Raw genomic sequence first — 23231 nt, 5'->3', positions numbered from 1 at the left:
GTTATTGATGACTGACGCTGAGTAACGGCGCACCGGCAATGACGGACGTTGCCGCCACGGTCGCCACCTCGCGATACTCGTCGCTGTTACTGATAATAATCGGGGTCGCCAGGTCGTATCCGGCATCGATAATCGCCTGTCGGTCAAACTCCAGCAGCAGATCGCCGGGCTGCACCTTGTCACCGACCTTCACATGGGCGGTAAACGGCCTGCCGTCGAGCTTCACGGTGTCGATACCCACGTGGATCAACACTTCAATCCCGCTGTTACTGAGCAGGCCGATGGCGTGTTTGGTCTGGAACAGCGAAGCCACCACACCGGCAAACGGGGCAACCACTTTGTTATCGGAGGGAATAATCGCGGCGCCGCTGCCCAGCAGGCCGCTGGCAAACGTGGTATCCGGCACCTGGTCGAGAGCAAGAACGGTACCGGTCATCGGCGATAGCACATCGTTTTCGCCCGCGGAGACCACACCTTCTGGCGCGGTGTTTCCTGGCATACCGGCGAGCAGCGTCAGGCCGCAGCTCAGCACCAGCGCCACCACCGTGCCGATAATGCCTCCCCACAGCGTGGCGTCCACGCCGCCCGGCGGAATCATCTGAGCGATGGTAAAGATATTGGCGAAGCCGAAGGAGTAAACGTGGGTGTCGCTGAAGCCGACAATCGCCCCACCGATAGCGCCAGCCACGCAGCCAAAGATAAACGGACGGCGCAGCGGCAGGTTTACGCCATACACTGCGGGTTCGGTGATACCAAAAATACCTGCCGTCACGGATGAACCGGCCAGCATTTTCTGACGCGCATCGCGGGTACGCAGGAAAATGCCCAGCGCCGCCCCCACCTGGCCAAACACCGCAGGCAAAAGCATGGGCAGCATGGAGTCATGCCCCAGCACCGCCAGGTTGTTGATCATCAGCGGCACCAGCCCCCAGTGCAGGCCAAAAATAACGCAGACCTGCCACAGCGCGCCCATCGCCGCGCCCGCCAGCCACGGTGCCAGAACGTAAATAGTCTGATAGCCGTTCGCCAGCATCTGGCTCAGCCAGGTCGCCAGCGGCCCGATAACGAGGAAAGTCAGCGGCACGGTCACGCCCAGACAGATCAGCGGCACGAAGAAGTTTTTCATCGAGGAAGGCAGCAGCCTGGTGCTCTGTTTTTCCAGCCAGCAGCTGACCCACGCGGCGAGAATAATCGGGATCACCGACGAGCTGTAGTTGAACCACGTGACGGGGATGCCCAAAAAGGCTTCCGATACCGCCCCCGGCTGCTGGCTGGCGTTAAATGCCGCAATCATCACCGGATGGGTGAGCGCCCCGCCGATCACCATGGTAATAAACGGGTTGCCGCCAAACTTTTTCCCGGCGGTATAGCCCAGCACCAGCGGGAAGAAGAAAAACAGCGCATCGCTGGCGGCAAACCAGATTTTATACGTGCCGCTCTCGGTCGTGAGCCAGCCGCAGACCACGGCCAGCGCCAGCAGCCCCTTCAAAATACCGGACGCGGCCAGAATGCCGATAAACGGGGTAAAGATCCCGGAGACGATATCAATCAGGCGGCCCAGCAGGTTCCCCTTTTCGCCCTTCTCTTCCACGACAGGGGCGTCGTCGGTCAGGCCTGCTTCATTGCGGACAGCCTGCCAGACGTCGTGAACGTGGTTGCCAATCACCACCTGAAACTGGCCGCCGCTTTCGACCACCATGATCACGCCCGGATTTTTCTTGAGCCCTTCCGCATCCGCCCGTTGATTCTCTTTCAGTTTGAAGCGAAGCCGGGTCGCGCAGTGCACAAGACTGACGATGTTCTCTTTTCCGCCAACGTGGCCGAGAATATCCTTCGCTAAAGCCTGGTATTCCATCTCGATTTCCTTACATCCGATGCCCGCAGGCACCTGTTGACTGAGTACAAAAATAAAAAAACCCGAGAACGACCTTCTGACGAAGGCCGCGCTCAGGTTTTGCCTGCGTGATGCAGTAACAATCCTGTTTTGAGGCTTAACGCCCCTCTTTTCTCACCCGCTCGATATGAATGGCGAGGAACATAATTTCTTCGGTTGTCAGCTCACGCTGATAGCTTTTGTTCAGGTGCTGCGCAATTTTCTCGGCGCATTTCCACGCCTTCGCGTAGTTGTCTTTGACTGCCGTATGCAGCGAGACATCGTCATCTTCCACCACGGTGCGGCTGAGCATCCGCTGGGCAAAAAACTTCAGGTGGGTGACGAAACGCTGGTAGCTGAGCGACTCTTCGTCATACTCAAGCTGCAGCTGATACTTCACCAGCTGCAGGATCTCCTGCATCACCCGCGTCACGTGCATCACCTCCGGCATTTCGCTGTTAAGCTGCGCGGTGACCAGATGCAGCGCGATAAAACCGGCCTCATCCTCCTCCAGTTCGACGTTAAGGCGTCTGGCGATAATGGCCCGCGCCTCCTGCCCTAATTCGAACTCCTTCGGATACAGCCGTTTAATATCCCACAGCAGCACGTTTTTGATGGCCAACCCGTTCTTCTGCCGCTCAATCGCAAAGTAGCAGTGATCGGTGAGGGTGATATACAAGCTCTCCTGCAGCTTGCCCAGCCGCTGCGCCGCCAGCCCGATGATGCGGTCGCAGGTGGTCATCACCTCCAGCGGAATCTGACTCAGCAGCTCGCCGAGCCGACGCACCAGTTCATCGCTTTGTAACGCAAACACCTTTTCAACCCGCGCGGTATCCAGCGCTTCACCGACGCGCTTCTGAAAGGCCAGCCCACGGCCCATCACCACCTGTTCGCGCCCGCGCTCATCCTGAACAACCACCACGTTATTATTGAGTATCTTGGCGATTTTCATCTGAACCCCAGAAACAAAAAAACCTGACCTCCGGCAGATGCCAGAAAATCAGGTTTTGCCTGCCTAAGCAGTAACAATCCAGTTCTGGCACTCTAACAGTTTCATTCGTAGCCTCAATGCGTCACGCGTCAGAAACGTGACGCGGATCGAACTTGCTACCGTGATATCAGAAGGTCACCACCGTTTTCAGCTCGGTGACCCAGGCATCCTGGGTGCGACTGACCCCGCCGGGATGGTGCCAGTACTGAATGCCAGGCTGCAGTTCAAGCCATGACACCGGACGAAAGCGGTAGTAAAACTCGCCGTTCAGGGAATGGCCCGGCACCGGGTGATATGCCGGATTGTCATAATCGCTTACGCCGCTCAGGCTGTTCAGGTAACGCTGGTTGCGCGCGTACTGGCTGCTCATATCAATCCAGGTTAAGCCAAAGCCAATCCAGTCTTCCGGTCGGGCATCAAACAGCCCGCGGTAGCGCAGCGAGGCGGCGTAAACCTGGTGCATGTAGTTACTGCGCTGATCCGCAAGGCTCATGCTGAACGAGGTGCTCAACCCGCGATTCGGGTCATCCTGATGCTGAGTAAGCTGCTGGTTCAGCCCGGCGTACATGAACCAGGTCCGGCTGTGGGTATCGAATCCGTCCGAGTCCGTCGCCCCCGCCCCGCCGGATTTGCCGCGATAGAGATCGGTTTGCGGCGCGTTGGTAAACACCACGCCCAGGTTGTACGCGCCCGGCAGGCCGTTAATCAGCGGACGCGCTTCGATTTCAACCGGCAGTAAGACCCCTTTGCTGCCCTTCGTCGACCAGCTCCAGGCATGGCTGCGGCTGGCGGCCTGCGGATTCTGCTCCATCACACCGCCTTTTAAGGTCAGCGTCGGCGTGAGTTTATAGGCAAGCGTGGTGCCCCAGGTGTGTACGTTCCAGTTGTTCCAGGTCAGCGAGTTGGCTGACTTCCCGCCGCACTGGGACAGCAGCTGGAAATCACAAGGGATAATTTGATCGAAGGTTTGCACCTTGTTCATCATCCCGATGCGCCAGGTCAGACGCCGGTCGTCAAAGCTGCGGGCAAAGGTCAGCCAGCCCAGACGGGTAATCGACTGCCCGCCCCAGCTCTCCTGGGTCAGATCGTTGAAGTTGACGCGCGGGTCTTGCACGCGTTTGGTGGTGAGATCGTCATTGTGGTTACGGTTGACGATGTTCCCCTCGATACGCGCGTCCGGGATACCGGTCCAGCGCTCCAGGTCCTGGTTGAAGGTCAGCGCGAACTGGTCAATATAGGCCACGTGGGAGTCGTGGTTATATCCGCCACCGCCGTTCCAGCCAATTTCATTCAGGTATCCGAGGTTATAGGTAAAACCGTTATCGTTAAGGATTTTACGTATGCCGAGCATTTCGCCCAGCACAGGCTCCGGCGGAGCTTCAAACCCTAATACCGTACCGTTCCAGTCTTGCGCCATCGACAGCGGGGATATCGCCAATAAGGCGAACGCATAGAGTTTATTTTTATATGCCATGATAACAACCTGTGATTGAGTATTGAGTGCGTAACCGGCCGCAGGAAATTTTTCCATTTCCTGTCGCTATTTCTTTTTTTAAAATCATTAAAAAGCGCTAAGCCAAATATCTCTCCTGCGTAAATGACAGGCAAAAAAAAACCTAAGCGCCCCACAGCGAAAATGCTGTGGAACGCTTAGGTTTTGCCTGTTAACCAGTCACAATCCTGCGTTGAAAACAGTGGCACCTTAACACCGTCGCGCCACGTTGAAAACCTGAACTGTTTTCTGTTTTAAAAAAGTGTGAGCAATTTAACGCTTATTATTTGGACTGAATCACCCGGGCAATATCAGCCGACGTCTGTAATGTACGAATCTCCTGAAATAACCCCAGCGCTTCCTCGTACTCTTTGCGTAAATAACTCAGCCACTGCTTAATACGCGCGACGTGATACAAACCGGTATCGCCCTGCTTTTCCAGACGGCTGTATTTTTGCAGTAGCGTGACGACATCTGCCCACGGCATACGCGGTTCGTTATATTTCACCACCCGGCTGAGGTTGGGCACATTCAGCGCGCCGCGGCCGATCATGACCGCATCGCAGCCGGTGGCCTGCAGACAGGCCTGCGCGCTCTCGTAATCCCATATTTCGCCGTTGGCGATCACCGGAATGGAGAGGCGTTTGCGGATCTCACCGATCGCCTGCCAGTTTATGCGATCGGCTTTGTAGCCATCTTCTTTAGTGCGGCCATGCACCACCAGCTCGGTGGCCCCGGCCTGCTGCACCGCATCGGCAATCTCGAACTGTCGGGCATCGCTGTCCCATCCCAGCCGAACCTTTACCGTCACCGGCAAATGCGCGGGCACGGCCTCGCGCATGGCTTTCGCGCCGCGGTAAATCAGCTCAGGATCTTTCAGCAACGTCGCCCCGCCGCCGCTGCCGTTCACCAGCTTAGACGGACAGCCGCAGTTGAGATCCACCCCGTAAGAGCCCAGCTCAACCGCGCGGGCGGCGTTTTCCGCCAGCCATTCCGGATACTGGCCGAGGAGCTGAATCCGCACCAGCGTGCCGGAAGAGGTCCGGCTCTGGTTGTGCAGCTCGGGGCAAAGCCGGAAGAAGGATTTTACCGGCAACAGCATATCGACCACGCGCAAAAACTCCGTCACGCAGAGATCGTAGTCGTTCACCTCGGTCAGAAGCTCGCGCACGAGGGAGTCGAGCACGCCTTCCATTGGGGCCAGTAAAACACGCATAGCAGTACCTGTGAAAAAAGACGCGCTATAGTAGCCGCTCTCTATATCGCTGGGAAGCGCTTCTGTTCAGGCAGAAAGTCACCCGGCGTTGCCCCAACAATGGCGCGAAACGCCGCCGCAAATGCCGCCGGGCCGGAAAACCCCAGCATCCAGGCCACCTGCTTAACCGGGTATCCGTTGGCGAGAAGATCCAGCGAGGCACAAATCCTTGCGCGCTGTCGCCAGGCCCGGAAGCTAAAGCCGGTATCGTTGATAAACGCACGTGAAAATGTGCGTTCAGACATCGCGGCCCGTTCCGCCAGCCTTTCCAGAGAGAGATCCCAGAGATTGTTGGCAATGAGGTCACAGGCCACGCGATGTAAGCGCTCATCCACGGGCATCGGCAGTTCGGCAGAAATCTGCTGCGTCTCGCTGAGGATGTCGAGCAGCAAAACGGCCATGCTGCGCTGGCTTGCCGGCCGGTATTCCGCGCTGAACAGCCCGGCAATCAGCTCTTTGAACAACGCTGTGGCCATAATCACGTGAACCTCGTCTTTCCGCTTAAAAGGTTCGCATTGCGAAATCAGTGCCGGGCTAAACCAGACCGCGCGAAGCTCCGTTGCGGATAACACGCTGTAGGTATGCTCCTGAAAGGGAGGGATCCACAGCGCGCGCTGCGGCGGTATGACCCAGCGTTGGCTGCCGGTTTCGACCAGCATGACTCCTTTGATGGCAAACAAAAGTTGTCCCTGCGAATGCTGGTGAGGCGGATCGACTTCGCCGCGCGTATAGCGAATTGCCCCTCTTGACCATCCGATAGCATCGTCGTGAATTGGCGTTTTATCGATAACGGTTGGCATTTCACATTCCCCCCTTCCTCTTATGATGCTGCTTGTACACGTAACCAGAGAGAGACGCAATGCACATCCATTTTATTATTCATGAACATTTCGAGGCGCCAGGCGCCTATGAAATCTGGGGGAAAAGTCGCGGCTGCAGTCTGAGCTATACCAGAGTGTATCAGGGCGATTCGTTACCTGAGGAGCTGGGGGGCACAGACCTGCTTATCATCATGGGAGGCCCGCAGTCCCCCGCCACCACGCGTGAGGAATGCCCCTGGTTTGATGCGCAGGCGGAAAAGGCACTCATCAGCCGCGCGATAGAGGCAGGTAAAACGGTGATAGGCGTTTGTCTGGGCTCACAGCTTATCGGCGAAGCGCTGGGCGCCGCGTTTTGCCACAGCCCGGAAAAAGAGATCGGCAAATTTCCCGTCAGGCTCACAGATGCAGGCAAGGCGAACCCGCTGTTTGAGGGCTTTGGCAGCGTGCTGAACGTCGGTCACTGGCATAACGACATGCCTGGGTTGACGCCGCAGGCTAAGGTTCTGGCTTACAGCGAGGGCTGTCCCCGCCAGATCGTGCAGTACAGCGAACGGGTTTACGGTTTCCAGTGCCATATGGAGCTGACGCCGGAGGTGGTAGAGTTGCTGATTGAGCATTCGCAGAATGACCTTCGCCGTGCGGGTGAATTCCGTTTTGTCGAAACGGCGGAAAAACTCCGCTCGCATGATTATCGCGAAATGAACCAGGTGCTGTTTTCTTTTCTCGATAAGCTGACCGCCTGACGCTGATGCCTTCTCTGGCGCGTTACTTCGCCAGCGCAACCCCTTTCCTCTAAACTGTAGCCTGCACCAGTAAGGTGATACCAGACGTTCCATTCCGGAATGTCTGGTATGCTCAAAATTCATGATGTGATCCGTGGCACATTTTTAGGTTTAATTGTATGATGAATGCGTTTCAGCAAGGACTATCACCATGAGCAAATCATTGAACGTTATCTGGCAATATCTGCGCGCATTCGTCCTGATTTACGCCTGCCTGTATGCCGGGATTTTCATCGCGTCGCTGCTGCCCATCACCATTCCCGGCAGCATTATCGGCATGCTGATCCTCTTCGTGCTGCTGGCGCTGCAAATCCTGCCTGCAAAGTGGGTCAATCCCGGCTGCTTCGTCCTCATTCGCTATATGGCGCTGCTTTTCGTGCCTATCGGCGTCGGGGTCATGCAGTATTTTGATTTGCTCAAAGCCCAGTTCGGCCCGATTGTTGTTTCCTGCGCGGTGAGTACGCTGGTGGTTTTCCTGGTGGTGAGCTGGAGTTCACATCTGGTGCATGGCGAACGTAACGTGATTGGGGAGAAAACAAAAAAATGATGGACAATATCTGGTGGTCCCTGCCGCTCACCCTTGCAGTCTTTTTCGCCGCACGTAAGCTTGCCGCGCGTTTCAAAATGCCCTTGCTGAACCCCCTGCTGGTGGCGATGGTGGTGATAATTCCGTTCCTGCTGCTCACCGGCATTCCTTACGAACGCTACTTTGCCGGCAGCAAAATCTTAAACGACCTGCTGCAACCCGCCGTCGTGGCGCTGGCGTTTCCTTTATACGAGCAGCTGCACCAGATCCGCGCCCGCTGGAAATCCATCATTACCATCTGTTTTGTGGGTAGCCTGGTGGCGATGATCACCGGCACGTCAGTGGCGCTGCTGATGGGCGCTTCCCCACAGATTGCGGCGTCAATCCTGCCTAAATCGGTGACCACGCCTATCGCGATGGCGGTTGGGGGCAGCCTCGGCGGCATTCCGGCCATCAGCGCGATGTGCGTCATTTTCGTCGGTATTCTCGGCGCGGTGTTTGGCCACACCCTGCTGAACGCGATGCGTATTCATACTAAGGCGGCACGGGGGCTGTCGATGGGCACCGCCTCGCACGCGCTGGGCACTGCCCGCTGCGCGGAGCTGGATTATCAGGAAGGGGCGTTTAGCTCCCTGGCGCTGGTGATCTGCGGGATTATTACCTCCCTGCTGGCCCCGTTCATTTTCCCGCTGATTCTGGCAGTGATGGGCTAAAATTTGCGATGCGTCGCGCAAATTTCATTTTGATTTCATAAGTTGCATACATAATGAGATGTGGATCACATATAAAGCCCTGACGGCTCCGTAAACTACCGATCCATTAACCTTTATGAGGCAAACGCCATGCACCCACGTTTTCAAGCTGCTTTCGCCCAGCTTGCAGAGAATTTGCAGTCAGCCCTTGCTCCCGTTCTGGCAGATGCGCACTTCCCCGCCCTGCTGACCGCGGAGCAGGTCACGATGCTGAAACAGGCAACGGGACTGGACGAAGACGCGCTGGCTTTCGCACTGCTTCCTCTGGCTGCCGCCTGCGCGCGAGCCGATCTCTCCCACTTCAACGTCGGGGCCATTGCGCGCGGCGTCAGCGGCACCTGGTACTTCGGCGGCAACATGGAGTTCCTGGGCGCAACCATGCAGCAGACCGTGCACGCCGAGCAGAGCGCCATCAGCCACGCCTGGCTGCGCGGTGAAAAAGCCCTGAGCGCCATAACCGTTAACTACACTCCGTGCGGCCACTGCCGTCAGTTTATGAACGAGCTGAACAGCGGGCTGCAGCTGCGCATCAATCTGCCGGGTCGCGCGCCGCACACGCTGGCGGATTACCTGCCTGACGCGTTTGGCCCGAAAGATCTGGAGATCAAAACCCTGCTGATGGACGAGCAGGACCACGGTTTCGCCCTGTCCGGCGATGACCTGAGCCAGGCGGCGATTACCGCCGCCAACAAGAGCCACACGCCGTACAGCACGTCCCCGAGCGGCGTGGCGCTGCAGTGTCGCGATGGCCGCATCTTCACCGGCAGCTATGCGGAAAACGCCGCGTTTAACCCAACGCTGCCGCCGCTGCAGGGCGCACTCAACCTGCTGAGCCTGAACGGCTATGATTATCCTGACATTCAGCGCGCCATTCTGGCAGAAATTGCCGATGCGCCGCTGATTCAGTGGGATGCCACTGCCGCAACGCTTAAAGCGCTGGGCTGTACAACGATTGACCGCGTGCTGCTGGCGTAACCCTTCCGGCGGGCAGAAATGCCCGCCAGTTTGTTGAAAAACCCCTCAGTTGAGTCGCTGTTTCTTGCGCTAACCAGGCGGGTAAAGTAGCCTGAGTTAAATTTCACCTTCGGTACGAGCCATCTGCATGTTAAAGCGCGTTTTTTACAGCCTGTCTGTCCTGGTCGGCATACTGCTGTTGATCGTGCTCGGCCTCGACCGCTGGATGAGCTGGAAAACCGCCCCCTATATCTTTGACGACCTGCAGGACCTGCCCTATCGTCAGGTTGGCGTGGTGCTCGGCACCGCCAAGTACTACCGCACCGGCGTCATCAACCAGTATTACCGTTACCGCATTCAGGGTGCGCTGAACGCCTACAACAGCGGCAAGGTGAACTACCTGCTGCTGAGCGGCGATAATGCCCTGCAAAGCTATAACGAGCCGGTGACGATGCGTAAGGACCTGATTGCCGCGGGCGTGGATCCTGCCGATATCGTGCTCGACTACGCGGGCTTCCGCACCCTGGACTCCATCGTCCGCACGCGCAAAGTCTTCGACACCAACGACTTCATCATCATCACCCAGCGCTTCCACTGCGAGCGCGCGCTGTTTATCGCCCTGCACATGGGCATTCAGGCGCAGTGCTACGCGGTGCCGTCGCCAAAAGATATGCTGAGCGTGCGCGTCCGCGAGTTCGGCGCCCGCTTTGGTGCCCTGGCCGATCTGTATATCTTTAAGCGCGAACCGCGCTTTTTAGGCCCGCTGGTGCCGATTCCGGCGATGCACGAAGTGCCGGAAGACGCGCAGGGTTATCCGGCCGTCACGCCCGAGCAGCTGCTGGATATGCAGAAAAAAGAGAAATAACAGAGCCGCCTTTATACTTTCTTTACGCCGGGCCTGACGCTTTTTATCTCCCCTTTACGTCGGCTCTTTTAAGCTGAGTTCACTGCCGCTACGGCTTCATTGAAGAATGACTATGAACTCGATAATGAATGCGTTTTTCCTCAAAAGTCTCCGCCCGTACTTTAACTTTCCCGGCTTATCACTCCCTGGCGCACTTAATTCTGGCCTCTGGCTGGATGAAAAAATTGACGCCCTGCAGCACAACGTTGCCGTGGAAGTGGCCGATTATCTGGAACGTTACCCGCAGACGAAACATGTAGACGTTTACCTGAACGATATTAACGGCACGATGCGCGGCAAGCGCCTCTCGGTAGAGAGCATGCTGAGCCTGGAAAAAGGCTGTTATTTTCCGCTTTCCGTCTACTCAATGGATCAGAAGGGAAACATCGCCGCCCCGCTTTATGATGAACCCGACCGGCTGTGCGTCCCTGTCGCCGGCTCTTTGCGTCCCTGTCCGCAGGATCCAGAGCACACGGCGCAGATCCTGCTGACGATGAAAGACAGCGACGGTAACCCCTGCCCGCTTGAGCCGCGCGCGATACTGCAGAACGTCGTGGCCCGCTTCCACCAGCACGGCCTCTTCCCGGTGATTGCCCCGGAAATCGAGTTCTATCTGACGGGACAGGGCGATCGCGATCCGCAAAATCATGGCTGTTTTCATATGGATACCTCGTCGGCGCACGCGGCGCTGTTTGACGAGCTGGAACAGCTGGCGCACCTGCAGCGCATCCCGCTGTCAGGGGTGGTAGCGGAAGCCGAGCCCGGACAGTACGAATTAAACCTGAAGCACAGCCAGCGCGTCGTAGAGGTCTGTGATAACGTGCTGGCCCTGCGCCGCCTGACCCGCTATGTCGCTGAAAAGCATGGTCTTCAGGCCAATTTTATGGCTAAGCCGTTCAGCCAGCTCTCCGGCAGCGGTTTGCACATCCATTTCAGCCTGAACGATAGCCGTGGCGAAAACGTTTTTGCCTCGCCGGTGAACGCGCTGAGCAGTATGATGCGCTTGTGCATAGCGGGCCAGCTGGCGCTGATGCCCGCCTCCGTCGCCATTCTTGCGCCGGGGGTCAACGCGTTTCGTCGCCTGCGTAAAAACCTGACGGAACCCGTCTTTAACTCCTGGGGCTATAACACACGCTCCGCCGCCTTGCGTATTCCCTGCTCGGATGAGAGCAACCGTCGCATTGAGTACCGGCTGGCCGGGGCAGATGCGAATCCGTATCTGGTCACAGCCACTATCCTGACAGGCATGCTGTACGGGCTGGAACATATCGACGAGGGGGATCTCCCTGAGCCGCAGCACGACCAACCCGAACTGCCGCTGTTCCAGCAGGAGGCGATTGAGGCCTTTGCCCGCTGTCAGTATCTCACCGACAGCCTGGGCGACGCCTTTTCCGAACAGTGGGTCGCCTGCAAGCTTTCTGAACTCGACTGGTTTGAGCGGATTGTGACGCAGGAGGAGTCCCATCTGGCATAGGGCATAAAAAAGCCCGCTCGGTGAGCGGGCCGGGTATGGCGAGTGACGATTACTTCTTACGGGCGTACTTCAGTGAATCCAGCGCAACCGCGAAGATAATGATGGCGCCCTTGATGATGTACTGCCAGTACGGGTTCACGCCGATGTAGGTCAACCCGTAGTTGATGACGGTGAAGATGATCACACCGGTCACCACGCCGAGTACGGTACCCACGCCGCCGCTGAAGGAGACGCCGCCCACCACGCAGGCTGCGATCGCATCCAGCTCGTACATGAAGCCAAGGTTGTTCGTTGCAGAGCCGATGCGGCCCGCTTCCAGCATCCCGCCGAAGGCGTAGAACACCCCGGACAGGGCATAGATGATGAGCAGGTTCAGGGCAACGTTTACGCCGGAGACTTTCGCCGCTTCCGGGTTACCGCCGATAGCGAAGATGTTTTTGCCAAAGCGCGTTTTGTTCCACAGGATCCAGACAAAGGCGACCGCAATCAGCGCATAGAAGGTGATATACGACAGGCGGAAGCTGCCCAGCGCGATAAACCCTTGCGTAAAGGTCGAGAAGCCGCTGTCAAAGCCCGAGATGGGCGAAGCACCGACGAAGTCGTAGTACAGGGAGTTGATACCGTAAACGATGATCATCGTGCCCAGGGTGGTGATGAATGGCGTCACGTTCAGGTAGGCGATGATAATACCGTTGATCAGACCAATCACCGCACCGATGGCGCAGACAATCAGGATCACCACGAAAATCGGCATGGTGGCCATTTCCGGGAAGACCTTGTTGGCGTTTTCCATCGACTGCAGCAGGGTTGCCGCGATAACCGCCGCCAGACCCACCTGACGACCGGCAGAAAGGTCCGTCCCCTGGGTCACGATCAGGCCCGCCACGCCCAGCGCAATGATAATACGCACGGAGGACTGGGTCAGAATGTTACTCAGGTTCAGCAGGCTTAAGAACGTAGGGTCCTGGAAAATGATGATTGCCAGCAAGACTAAAAGAACAACGTAAATACCGCCTTCTTTCAGGTAAGTGAGAAAACTTTTTTTATTTAACGCACTCATGAGGAGCCCCTGATCTTAAAGGTGCAAAGACGCAAGACGCAAAATTTCGTTTTGCGTTGTCGTTTTGGTGTCAACAATACCGGCGACGAGACCATTGCTCATAACCAGAATACGGTCCGTGATCCCTAACAGTTCCGGCATTTCGGAAGAAATAATAATGATCCCTTTATTCTTTTTCGCCAGCTCGGCAATCAGCTGATAAATTTCAAACTTCGCGCCGACGTCAATACCGCGGGTCGGCTCATCCAGCATCAGGATTTCGGGCTGCGTTAATAACCAACGGCCAATAATCACTTTCTGCTGGTTACCGCCTGACAGCGAACCAATCTGGGTGCGGTGGCCTGGCGTTTTCACGCGCATGGAGTCAATCACCCACTGGGTATCGCTTTTCATGCGGGAATTATCCAGCAGCCCGACTTTGTTTTTGTAATTGCGAATGTTAGAAATTAACGAGTTAAAGTTAATATCCAGATAAGCATAAATACCGGTCGAACGACGCTCTTCCGTCACCAGCGCAAAACCATTATTAATGGCTTCGTTGGCGTTGTGGTTATTGATTTTCTTACCGTGCAGCGTAATGGTGCCTTCGGCTTTCTCACGAATGCCAAACAGGGTTTCCACGATATCGGTACGCTTTGCCCCCACCAGGCCAGCAATCCCCAAGATTTCACCCTTGTGCAGGTCGAAGGAGACATCGCGGATAGACGGCTGACGTAACGAGGTCAGGTTGCGCACTTCCAGGATCACTTCGCCCGGCTTGTTCTCTTTGTCCGGGAAGCGCTGGTTCAGGGAACGGCCGACCATCATGGCGATGATCTTGTCCATGTCCAGCCCTTCCAGCGGCTGCGTGGCGATCCACTGGCCGTCGCGCAGGATAGTGATCTCATCGCACAGCTGGAAGATCTCTTCCATTTTGTGGGAGATGTACACAATGCCGCAGCCGCGATCTTTCAGCTTACGAATAATGGTAAAAAGGTGGTTAACCTCTTTTTCCGTTAATGAGGATGTCGGTTCGTCCATGATGACAATTTTCGCATCATAGGAGAACGCTTTGGCAATTTCGATCATCTGCATCTGGGAGACGGATAATGTTCCCACGCGGGCGCGCGGATCGATATCAATATCCAGCTCGTCGAAAATCGCCTTGGTGTCGCGATACATTTTGTCCTGATCGACAAAAACACCTTTGGTGGGATAACGCCCCAACCACATGTTATCCATGACTGAACGCTGCAGCACCAGGTTTAATTCCTGGTGAACCATCGAGATACCGTTTTCCAGTGCTTCTTTCGCTGAATGGAAATCGATCTCTTTCCCCTGAAAAAGAATGCTGCCAGAATCTTTTTGATAGATCCCAAAAAGACATTTTAATAATGTTGATTTACCCGCACCGTTCTCCCCCATTAATGCATGAATAGAGTGAGGACGCACTTTTAAATTAACATTATCGAGTGCCTTAACGCCGGGAAATGACTTGTTGATACCGCTCATTTCCAACAGGTATTCACCGGATGACTGAGTTGTTGTGCTGACCATAATTATACCTTGTTGGCCTCGCATATCGCGTTATAAAAGGGCGCAACTCGCTGCGCCCAGTGAAGACAAGTTAACTCTTTTATTTACCGATAAACTCAGCCAGGTTGGACTGGTCTACGCCCACGTAAGGTACGCGAACGATTTTGTTGTCAATTTTCCAGTTGGTGCCATCTGCCGCACCTTTGCCATCGGCCAGGTTTTTCGCCAGGTCGAAGGTGGCTTTCGCCTGGTTGTTGGCATCGTTCAGCACGGTACCGGCCATCGCACCGGATTTAACCAGCGCCAGCGCTTCTGGCAGCGCATCTACGCCGAATACCGGGATAGAGGATTTGTTGTGTGCTTTCAGCGCTTCTACCGCACCCATTGCCATCGCATCGTTGTTGGCGATAACCACTTCGATTTTGTTGGCGTTAGGGCCGGACAGCCACGCGTCCATTTTATCTTTCGCCTGAGCGGTATCCCACATCGCGGTATCTAACGCCAGTTGCTGGGTTTTCAGGCCCTTGTCGTTCAGCTCTTTGATAACGTAGGTGGTACGCGCTTCAGCATCCGGATGGCCAGGTTCGCCTTTCAGCAGCACGAACTGAATCTGACCGTCTTTGTTCAGGTCCCAGTTCGGGTTCGCCGCCCAGTGTTTCGCGATCAGATCGCCCTGAATAATACCGGACTCTTTGGAGTCGGTACCGACGTAATATGCTTTGTCGTAGCTATCCAGCGCCTTACGGGAAGGTTCTTTGTTGAAGAAGACGATCGGCACGTTCTGGCCGCGCGCTTTTTCAATAACCGTGCCTGCTGCAGCCGGGTCAACCAGGTTGATGGCCAGGGCTTTCACGCCTTTCGCCAGCAGAACGTCGATCTGGTCGTTCTGTTTGGACTGGTCATTCTGGGAGTCGTTCATCAGCAGCTGAACGTCTGGCGCTGCTTTCGCATCTTTCTCAATCGCTTTACGCACAACAGACATGAAGTTGTCGTCGTATTTATAGATGGTCACACCAATACGGGTATCCGCAGCGTGCGCTGCTGCACCAAAAAGCATGCTTGCCATTACAGCAGACAGGGTCAACACCTTCTTATTCATGGTATCTCCGGTTTTTTTTATGCAGGGTAGTTCTTGTGAATAACGAGCGGCGGGCAGATGTTAATAAAACGTTACTGACAGCCGAGGTTCACTTATAAAATTTCTCTCTTCCGTGTTCGGTAACGCTCCAGAAATGCGTTTTATTCGTTGTTTGCGGCACATTGGCTATAGTGAAAGTGAATAATCACTGTTACATAGCGTTTCAGCCCCTAAAACGCTGACATCATAGTCAGCGCCTTGTTAAGATACTGTGAATTTACTCACAGATTGAAAACGGTTACATCACCACATGTAATCAGTTAGTGATCGGAACCACAATTTGCCGGGCCGCGACGGAGTGGCGGCGCACTAAAGTCGGCATGAAACAGTGTGTTGCCCCCGGATCCAGCATGCCTGCGGCCCCCTGTAACGCCAGCTCAGTCGCCAGTTTCGCCATAGAGGCAATCGGGTAACGCACGGTTGTCAGCTGCGGGTCGGTGTAACGGGCAATCGGAATATCATCGAAACCAATGAGTGATAAATGCTGTGGCACCGCAATGCCGTTATCCTTCAGCGCGGTCAGGGCGCCTGCCGCCATGCTGTCGTTATAGGCAAACACCGCAGACAATTGCAGATTGCGGCCCAGCAGCTCTACCATCGCCGCTTCACCGCCCTGCATGTCCGGCGTGCCGGTCCCCACCCAGCTTTCGGATGGCGTAATGCCATGCTCTTTCAGGGCGTTTTGCCACCCCTCGCGCCGCAGTTCGTCATCTTCAATCGCGTGGCTGGAGGCCAGATAACCGATCCGCTGATGCCCGTTGTTAATGAGCATTTTCGTGGCCATCATGGCGCCGCTGACGTTATCCAGCCCGACGCAGCGGTGGGCATAGCCGGGGACGATGCGGTTGATCAGCACCATGCCCGGGATCTGCTCCATCAATCCGGTTAGCTCTTCATCGCTCAAGGCTTTTGAGTGAACAATCAAGGCATTACAGCGCTGGCGGATCAGCACTTCAATGGCATGGCGTTCTTTTTCCGCCTCATGATAGCTATTGCCGATCAGGACATATTTCTCATGCTGCTGGGCGACCATATCGACCGCTTTCACCAGTGCGCCGAAAAAGGCATCCGAGACATCCATCACCACCACGCCGATGGTGTCGCTGACCTGCGTCGCAAGCGCCTGGGCATTGGCATTTGGCCGGTACCCGAGCTGGGTCACGGCTTTCATTACGGTTTCTCGGGTTTCAGGGCTGACCAGCGCGCTATTGTTGAGCACGCGTGAGACGGTAGCCACAGAAACGCCCGCCTGACGGGCGACGTCACGAATGGTGATCATATTCACCATCCTTCAAAGGATTGCAGCAACTCACAGACACCCCCTGTGTTTAGCAAGGTGGCTATTTTGGCAGCGAGAGAAAGGGGACTACGTGAAGAAGCTCACAGTCATGAAAACGCTTACATCCGTTTTGTTAATGATTGTGATCCAGATCGTTATCTGGATGTATTTTTCAATGATATCCCTGAAGCACGTGCGGTTAACTGACGCCATACCCACTCCAGCGGTCCCTGGCGGAAATAGCGTAGCCAGAGAACAGAAAACGCCAGGTTTACTGCCCAGACCGGAATAACAAACGCCAGCAGCGTAAGTCGGTCGAATTTCATAAACAGGCCAAAGCGATAGAAAAGCGTGGTGCAGATCAGCGTTTGCAGGAGGTAATTGCTTAATGCCATGCGTCCCACGCAGGCGATAGCGCTGACCATCCACAGACGAGAAAGCGAGGGCCAGAAGCCGTAGATCAGCGCCGCGTAGCCGATGGTCTGGAACGGTGCGCTCAGTTCACGCGGCACCTGGAGCAGGAACGCGCACCAGCGGTAATCCCAGTGGATATGCCACTGCGCTATCACCGCCGGGAGGTTAATCAGCACGCCGAGCAGCACCAGACCGGCGCCTGTGCGACGATAGTGACGCAGGCTGAATTCCCCTTTCAGCCAGCCGGTGCGCATCAGTGACGCGCCCATCAGCATCATGCCCGCCAGCTGCCAGCCGTATTGCGCGCCCAGCGCGAGGAGGTTATCCCCCAGCATATCCGCGCGGTTGCTTATCGCTTCCGTACCGCCCTTCAGCTTCCAGAACTGTTCGTACTGCAGGTTAGCGGCATCCGGGATCCAGGCACGATTCGTCGTCTCCCCGGAGATCATCCCCAGCAGCAGCAGTACCCCAAGCCCCATGACATAGAGCATCACGCCGGTGTTGAACAGGCTTTTAACGCTGTGCGCATCGCGAATGAGGCGCCAGCAGATGAGCCCGACTAACCCATACGCGAGAAGAATATCGCCGTCCCAGAAGAACAGGCCATGGATAAAACCGAGGATAACCAGCAGCGTCAGGCGCGACTGAATCCAGCGCGTACCGCGTTTGAGGAGAAGCTGCAGGCCTGCGCCAAACAGCAGGGCGAAGAGCGTAAGGAATTTGACCTGCGCAAAGAGATCGAGTATTGCCCAGGTCCAGGCATCACTGCGGGTGATGTCGCCATACCACGCGGGATTGAGATACGCCGCCTTCGGCAAACCGAAGGCGGTGATATTAAGCAGCAGGATACCGAGAATGGCGACGCCGCGAACAAAATCGAGCGTGACGTTTCGCTCCATGGTCCCTGCCCTGTCAGACTTAGTTGTGGTGACGTACGGCGCGCAGGAACTCCTGGCGGGTATTCTGGCTCGATTTAAACAGACCGCCCAGCGAGGTTGTGGTGGTCGCACTGGTGGCATCGCGCACGCCGCGCGCTTTCACGCAGTAGTGAACCGCGTCGATAGAGACGGCCACGTTATTGGTGCCCAGCAGCGTTTGCAGCGCGGTCAGGATCTGCTGGGTCAGGCGCTCCTGCACCTGCGGACGCTGAGCGAAGAACTGCACGATGCGGTTGATCTTCGACAGGCCAATCACCGTGTCTTTAGGGATATACGCCACGGTCGCTTTACCGTCGATGGTCACGAAATGGTGTTCGCAGGTGCTGGTCAGCGTGATATCGCGGACCGTTACCATCTCATCCACTTTCATCTTGTTTTCAATGACGGTGATTTTCGGGAAGTTGGCGTAATCCAGGCCGGAGAAAATTTCGTCGACGTACATTTTCGCGATGCGGTGCGGCGTCTCCATCAGACTGTCGTCACTCAGATCGAGATTCAGCAGCTCCATGATGTCGGTCATGTGACCGGCAATCAGACGCTTGCGGGTTTCATTGTCCAAATCCTGTACGGGCGGACGCAGTGGCGTTTCAAGACCGCGCGCAACCAGGGCTTCGTGGACCAGGGCAGCTTCTTTACTGAGTGATGACATTTTGTTCTCCTGCAGGTGTGGCGTCTTTTGCCCTCGTTGTGGCAAAAGTATGCGTTCATTGTGCGTGAGGCGGCACACATAATCCAGTATTCACGACGATAATTATTGCGATTGCTGTTGCCTTTCAGCGTGACGATTCCAGACAAGCGCTCCTCCAACAAACAGCGCAATGCCCGCCAGCCCCAGCGCGGGCTCCAGCCGGTGGGTAAGCCAGGTTGATAACGCCGAGGTGACCGGACCAATCAACTGCCCAATCGCATACCCGGTGGTGAGCAGGCCTGCCATATAGCGCGTGTGGTTTGGCGCCAGCTCGCGGCCGTATAAAAGAGAGAGCTGCACGGCACACAAAAAGCCGCCGCCCACCAGCAGCCCACCCGTCAGCAAACCGCCAATCCCCGGCAGCAGCCAGGCCGCCAGCACGCCTGCGCCCTGTAACCACAGTACGATCGCCAGCCTGCGGTTAGCCGTTGAGGTATGGCGTAACAGAATACTGAGCGCAATCCCCACCACGGCGGCGAGACCAAAAATCGGCCAGACAAACTGGGCAAACAGGCTGCCGGGAAAACGCACGGCCGCCATTTGCGACAGGAAGGTCGCCGGGAGGATATAGCCAAACCCGGCCAGGCTGTAGCTCCAGACCAGACGCGTTAAATCCGCCGTCAGCACCAGCGGCTCCGGCGCGGTGCCGGGTCGATGGAGCTGCCCGGATCGCGGCAGGTAGCGCGCCACCAGGGCAATCAGCACCAGCGCCAGTACGCCGTAGATTTGCCATGCCGCCCCGGCCGACAGGGACTTCGCCTGAATATAGACGGCGAGCAGCCCGCTCAGGGCAATGCCCGCCCCCGGTCCGGCAAACACCGCAGCGCTCAGGCCCGGTTTACCCAGCTGCCCCAGCCGTTCGTTGGTCCAGGCGGCAATGAGTACCATCGACCAGCCGCTCATGCAGCCAATCACGAAGCGCAGCAGGCCGTGCACGACGGCGTTATCCGCTGCCGCGGAGAGCAGCGTCAGCGCCACCGCGCCGGTGATGCCCAGCCAGAGGCGCGTTTCAACGAAGCGGTGCGCACGCATCGCATCCCACGCCCCCACCAGATAGCCCAGATAATTCATCGCCGCCACCAGACCCGCGCTGGTCAGCGTAAGCTGTCCGACAGCAATCATCAGCGGCACCTGAGGCGTAAAGGCAAAGCGCCCTATCCCCATCGCCACCACCAGAACGACAAACCCACTGAGCGCAATACGCAGCGCCATGACCGCTCCAATTGTTAAAGAAAAGTAAATTTATGATGCAGCATCTCGCCGCCTCGCGAAAGTGAAAGTTACTCACAGGTCAATGAAAAGGCTGTATTATGGGTTTTATGAATACGCATTCTCATTAAGGAGCCCTGCATGGAACTGCTCGAAGAGCACCGTTGTTTTGAAGGTCGACAGCAGCGCTGGCGGCACGACTCCACCTCTCTGAACTGTGCAATGACGTTCAGCATTTTCCTGCCGCCGACGGAAAACCCGCCGGTTTTGTTCTGGCTTTCCGGCCTGACCTGTAACGACGAAAACTTCACCACCAAAGCCGGCGCGCAGCGTATTGCCGCCGAGCTGGGCATTGCGCTGGTGATGCCAGACACCAGCCCGCGTGGCGACGATGTGGCCGACGATGCCGGATACGACCTGGGCAAAGGCGCCGGGTTTTATCTCAATGCGACCGAGCAACCCTGGGCGCGCCACTACCGCATGTATGATTACCTTCGCGATGAACTTCCTGCGCTGGTGCAGTCGCAATTTGCGGTTGGCGAGCGCTGCGCGATCAGCGGCCACTCAATGGGCGGACACGGGGCGCTCATCATGGCGCTGAAAAATCCGGGGAAATACGTCAGCGTGTCGGCATTTGCACCGATTGTGAACCCAACGCAGGTGCCGTGGGGGCAGAAAGCCTTCACACACTATCTGGGTGAGGATGCGGAAAAATGGCAGGCATGGGACAGCTGCGCGCTGATGCTGGCCAGCAAAGCTGAAGAAGCCATTCCCACCCTTATCGATCAGGGTGATGCGGACCAGTTCCTCGCCGGACAGCTGCAGCCTGCGGTGCTGGCAGAAGCGGCACGCCAGAAAGACTGGCCGCTGACGCTGCGCATTCAGCCGGGATACGATCACAGCTATTATTTCATCGCGTCCTTTATTGAGGATCATCTCCGCTTCCATGCGGAGCATTTATTTGCATAAGCACCGCCTGTTTTGCCCGGTGGCGCTTCGCTTACCGGGCCTACGGGCCTGTGCCCTTATGTAGGCCGGGTAAGGCGCAGCCGCCACCCGGCACATGGCTGAATCAGAACTTATAATCCACGCCGACAAAGTAGCGACGGCCATCTTCCGTGTAGCTGTAATCGTCGCGGCTCAGATCTTTGTCCAGCAGGTTCTGCACGCCCGCGCGCAGCTTCACGCTTTTCGTCGCCTGCCACGCGGCGCCGGTATTCCAGATAACATAGCCACCCGGCGTTGGGTCGCTGCTGGTCAGCGCGCGTTTCTCACCGGTGTAGTTGCCCTGAACATAGAACGACCAGTCCTGCGTCGCCTTCCAGTCAACGGTCCCGTTGGCCGTGTGGAACGGCAGATCGGACAGCGGCTTGTTGCCGCCGTTGCTGATATCACGACCGTCGTTGTAGGTGTAGTTCAGCGTCACTTTCCAGTCGTCCGCCAGCGGGAATTTCAGCTCGGTCTCCACCCCGCGGATGCGCGCCTTGTTGACGTTGTAGTAGCGGAATATCGGCTCACCGTCCGCATTCAGGCCAACGTAGTTAGGGTAGCTCTGCGCCTGCTTCGCATTGGCCGTACGGCTGATGCTGATGCGGTCATCGACGTTATTCTGGAAGGTGGTCACGCTGGCCTGCACGCCCTCTAACCAGCCCTCTTCCCCGCTGTAGTACAGGCCGAATTCGAAGCTCTCGCTGGTTTCCGGCTTCAGATCCGGGTTACCGACAATCTCACAGGCACCGCGGCACGAGCCGGTGACCCAGTCCGGGCTCAGCTGCAGCAGTGACGGCGCTTTAAACGCGGTCGCCCAGCCCCCTTTCACCGTGACGGTATCGGTCGCGTTGTAGACCAGATAGGCGCGCGGGCTCCAGTGGTCGCCGTAGGTATCATGGTCGTCCATACGGATGCCGGTGGTCAGCGCCAGAGGTTCAAAAATACGCCACTCGTCCTCCAGGAACAGGGCATACTGGCTTGTCGACGTACTGCTGCTGGAGCCGCCCGTCAGGTTGACCGGATCCTTCAGCTTATCGTGACGCCATTCGCCGCCGAAGGTCATCAGCTGGTTGATGTCGCCCAGCGGCAGCACGTATTTCCCGTCTACCGCGTTGCTCTCGGAGGTGATCGGATTGCTGTTGCCCGGGTTTTTGTTATCCACCTTCTCGCCGTAAACCTTCAGCTCGCTGTTGCCGACGCCCCAGCGGCCGTTGTGGCTGAGAGAGTAGTTCTGACGTTCAAGGCGGTTTTTGTCGAGTGAATCCGAGTCACGATCCTGTCGGTCGAAACCGTAGCCCGCCGTAAAGTCGTGATTTTCAGACGGCGTCCAGGCGAACTCCACATTCGCATCGCGGCTGGTGAAGCCTTCAATGCGCGGTGTTTCACCGCTCGCCGTGGTAGAGGACTTCTGCTGACCGTCTTTCTCACGCTTCGCGAGGCTACCGTAGGCTTTCAGCCCTAGCAGGCCGTCCACCAGCGGACCGCTGGTATAGAACTGGCCGTCGTACGTATCACCACGATCGCGATGTTCCTGAATTGTGGAATCAGCGCTCAGGGTGCCCGTCCATTTCTGGCCGATTTTTTTGGTGATAATGTTCACTACGCCGCCCAGCGCATCGGAGCCATAAAGCGAGGACATCGGCCCGCGCACGACTTCGATTCGTTCGATGGCGTCAACCGGCACCCAGTTGAGGTCGAAATCATTATGGCGGAACACTGCGTTACGGGAATTGACGCGCTTGCCGTCGATCAGGATCAGCGTGTAGCTGCTGTCCAGCCCGCGAATACTTACCCCTTTACGGTTGTCCCCTTCGCTCGTGAGCTGCACGCCCGGCACATCCCGTAACACATCTTTCAGGTTCTGAACGGGTTTGCGCTGCAAATCTTCCTGGGTAATCACGCTGATGCTTGCCGGTGCGTCTTTCAGGTTTTGCTCGGTCGCGGAAGCCGTGACAACCATTGTGTCGCCGGATTCCGCTGCGATAACAGGCAGGGCCAGGGACATTGCGGACGCACAAAGTCCTCCCCTGACGAAGGGATTCAACCTAAACATTCCATATCTCCATGAGGTAAATACAACTCAATCAAATCATCATTGCTCACAGCGTCTTCCTTGCCGCCCACATCTCCGGTGGGTCGGTGACACGCTTATTTTTGATAACGATAAAGCAAACGA

The 23231-nt window shown here is 56.6% G+C and carries 19 protein-coding genes and 1 pseudogene; 7 read left to right on the top strand and 13 right to left on the bottom strand.

Annotated features, from left to right (window positions below):
• Position 1: 1 nt before the first annotated feature.
• From bglF to AA74_RS0120605, 5 genes and pseudogenes are all read right to left on the bottom strand, one after another.
• Positions 2 to 1967 (bottom strand): annotated as a pseudogene (gene bglF, locus AA74_RS0120625) (PTS beta-glucoside transporter subunit IIABC).
• A gap of 24 nt (positions 1968 to 1991) precedes the next feature.
• The gene (licT, locus tag AA74_RS0120620; protein WP_025913201.1) at positions 1992 to 2825 is read right to left on the bottom strand and encodes a BglG family transcription antiterminator LicT; all 834 of its coding nucleotides are present in this window, start codon (positions 2823 to 2825) and stop codon (positions 1992 to 1994) included.
• 166 nt (positions 2826 to 2991) lie between these two features.
• The gene (locus AA74_RS0120615; RefSeq protein ID WP_371258293.1) at positions 2992 to 4281 is read right to left on the bottom strand and encodes a carbohydrate porin; all 1290 of its coding nucleotides are present in this window, start codon (positions 4279 to 4281) and stop codon (positions 2992 to 2994) included.
• Positions 4282 to 4639: 358 nt separating this feature from the next.
• Entirely contained in the window at positions 4640 to 5572 is a 933-nt protein-coding gene (gene dusC / locus AA74_RS0120610) for a tRNA dihydrouridine(16) synthase DusC (protein WP_025913197.1), read from the bottom strand.
• A 41-nt stretch (positions 5573 to 5613) separates the two neighbouring features.
• Positions 5614 to 6411 carry a helix-turn-helix domain-containing protein gene (locus AA74_RS0120605; protein ID WP_025913194.1) on the bottom strand — a complete coding sequence of 266 codons (798 nt, stop codon included), beginning with the start codon at positions 6409 to 6411 and terminating at the stop codon, positions 5614 to 5616.
• Positions 6412 to 6470: 59 nt separating this feature from the next.
• On the opposite strand from AA74_RS0120605, the gene AA74_RS0120600 reads away from it, so the two are divergent.
• The 6 genes from AA74_RS0120600 (at position 6471) to AA74_RS0120575 (ending at position 11824) form a co-directional block, all read left to right on the top strand.
• A complete protein-coding gene (locus AA74_RS0120600; protein ID WP_025913192.1) occupies positions 6471 to 7175 on the top strand; it encodes a type 1 glutamine amidotransferase in 705 nt (234 codons plus the stop codon).
• A 190-nt stretch (positions 7176 to 7365) separates the two neighbouring features.
• A complete protein-coding gene (locus AA74_RS0120595) occupies positions 7366 to 7761 on the top strand; it encodes a CidA/LrgA family protein (protein WP_025913190.1) in 396 nt (131 codons plus the stop codon).
• Positions 7758 to 8453, top strand: a complete 696-nt coding sequence (locus AA74_RS0120590; protein WP_008500916.1) for a CidB/LrgB family autolysis modulator — start codon at positions 7758 to 7760, stop codon at positions 8451 to 8453. The genes AA74_RS0120595 and AA74_RS0120590 overlap by 4 nt, the downstream gene beginning before the upstream one ends.
• 129 nt (positions 8454 to 8582) lie before the next feature.
• Positions 8583 to 9467, top strand: a complete 885-nt coding sequence (cdd, locus tag AA74_RS0120585; protein WP_025913187.1) for a cytidine deaminase — start codon at positions 8583 to 8585, stop codon at positions 9465 to 9467.
• A 127-nt stretch (positions 9468 to 9594) separates the two neighbouring features.
• Positions 9595 to 10311: an outer membrane permeability protein SanA gene (gene sanA / locus AA74_RS0120580; protein WP_008500918.1), complete on the top strand. Its 717-nt coding sequence runs from the start codon at positions 9595 to 9597 to the stop codon at positions 10309 to 10311.
• A gap of 124 nt (positions 10312 to 10435) precedes the next feature.
• On the top strand, positions 10436 to 11824 hold the full coding sequence (locus AA74_RS0120575) for a glutamine synthetase family protein (RefSeq protein ID WP_025913185.1): 1389 nt from the start codon (positions 10436 to 10438) through the stop codon (positions 11822 to 11824).
• A gap of 49 nt (positions 11825 to 11873) precedes the next feature.
• Here the strand turns inward: AA74_RS0120575 and mglC are convergent, their stop codons facing one another.
• From mglC to AA74_RS0120540, 7 genes are all read right to left on the bottom strand, one after another.
• A complete protein-coding gene (mglC, locus tag AA74_RS0120570) occupies positions 11874 to 12884 on the bottom strand; it encodes a galactose/methyl galactoside ABC transporter permease MglC (RefSeq protein WP_008500921.1) in 1011 nt (336 codons plus the stop codon).
• A gap of 15 nt (positions 12885 to 12899) precedes the next feature.
• Positions 12900 to 14420 (bottom strand): galactose/methyl galactoside ABC transporter ATP-binding protein MglA, encoded by a 1521-nt coding sequence (mglA, locus tag AA74_RS0120565; protein WP_008500922.1) that lies wholly within the window; start codon positions 14418 to 14420, stop codon positions 12900 to 12902.
• A gap of 79 nt (positions 14421 to 14499) precedes the next feature.
• A complete protein-coding gene (mglB, locus tag AA74_RS0120560; protein ID WP_008500923.1) occupies positions 14500 to 15498 on the bottom strand; it encodes a galactose/glucose ABC transporter substrate-binding protein MglB in 999 nt (332 codons plus the stop codon).
• A gap of 295 nt (positions 15499 to 15793) precedes the next feature.
• Positions 15794 to 16816: an HTH-type transcriptional regulator GalS gene (gene galS, locus AA74_RS0120555; RefSeq protein WP_008500924.1), complete on the bottom strand. Its 1023-nt coding sequence runs from the start codon at positions 16814 to 16816 to the stop codon at positions 15794 to 15796.
• A gap of 155 nt (positions 16817 to 16971) precedes the next feature.
• Positions 16972 to 18129: a DUF418 domain-containing protein YeiB gene (gene yeiB / locus AA74_RS0120550; RefSeq protein WP_023344548.1), complete on the bottom strand. Its 1158-nt coding sequence runs from the start codon at positions 18127 to 18129 to the stop codon at positions 16972 to 16974.
• A gap of 19 nt (positions 18130 to 18148) precedes the next feature.
• Complete coding sequence (gene folE, locus AA74_RS0120545) at positions 18149 to 18817, bottom strand: GTP cyclohydrolase I FolE (RefSeq protein WP_008500927.1); 669 nt, start codon at positions 18815 to 18817, stop codon at positions 18149 to 18151.
• A gap of 102 nt (positions 18818 to 18919) precedes the next feature.
• Positions 18920 to 20068, bottom strand: coding sequence for a YbfB/YjiJ family MFS transporter (locus AA74_RS0120540; RefSeq protein WP_025913184.1), 1149 nt, complete (start codon positions 20066 to 20068; stop codon positions 18920 to 18922).
• Between the two features lie 138 nt (positions 20069 to 20206).
• Between AA74_RS0120540 and fghA the strand changes: the two genes are divergently transcribed.
• Positions 20207 to 21034: an S-formylglutathione hydrolase gene (fghA, locus tag AA74_RS0120535; protein ID WP_021241508.1), complete on the top strand. Its 828-nt coding sequence runs from the start codon at positions 20207 to 20209 to the stop codon at positions 21032 to 21034.
• Positions 21035 to 21137: 103 nt separating this feature from the next.
• Here the strand turns inward: fghA and cirA are convergent, their stop codons facing one another.
• The gene (gene cirA / locus AA74_RS0120530; protein ID WP_025913183.1) at positions 21138 to 23108 is read right to left on the bottom strand and encodes a catecholate siderophore receptor CirA; all 1971 of its coding nucleotides are present in this window, start codon (positions 23106 to 23108) and stop codon (positions 21138 to 21140) included.
• Positions 23109 to 23231 lie beyond the last annotated feature (123 nt).

Origin of the sequence: Enterobacter sp. 5-4 (assembly GCF_000612205.1) — a bacterium.
Lineage (GTDB): Bacteria > Pseudomonadota > Gammaproteobacteria > Enterobacterales > Enterobacteriaceae > Enterobacter > Enterobacter roggenkampii.
This window is presented reverse-complemented; position numbering and strand designations above follow the sequence as displayed.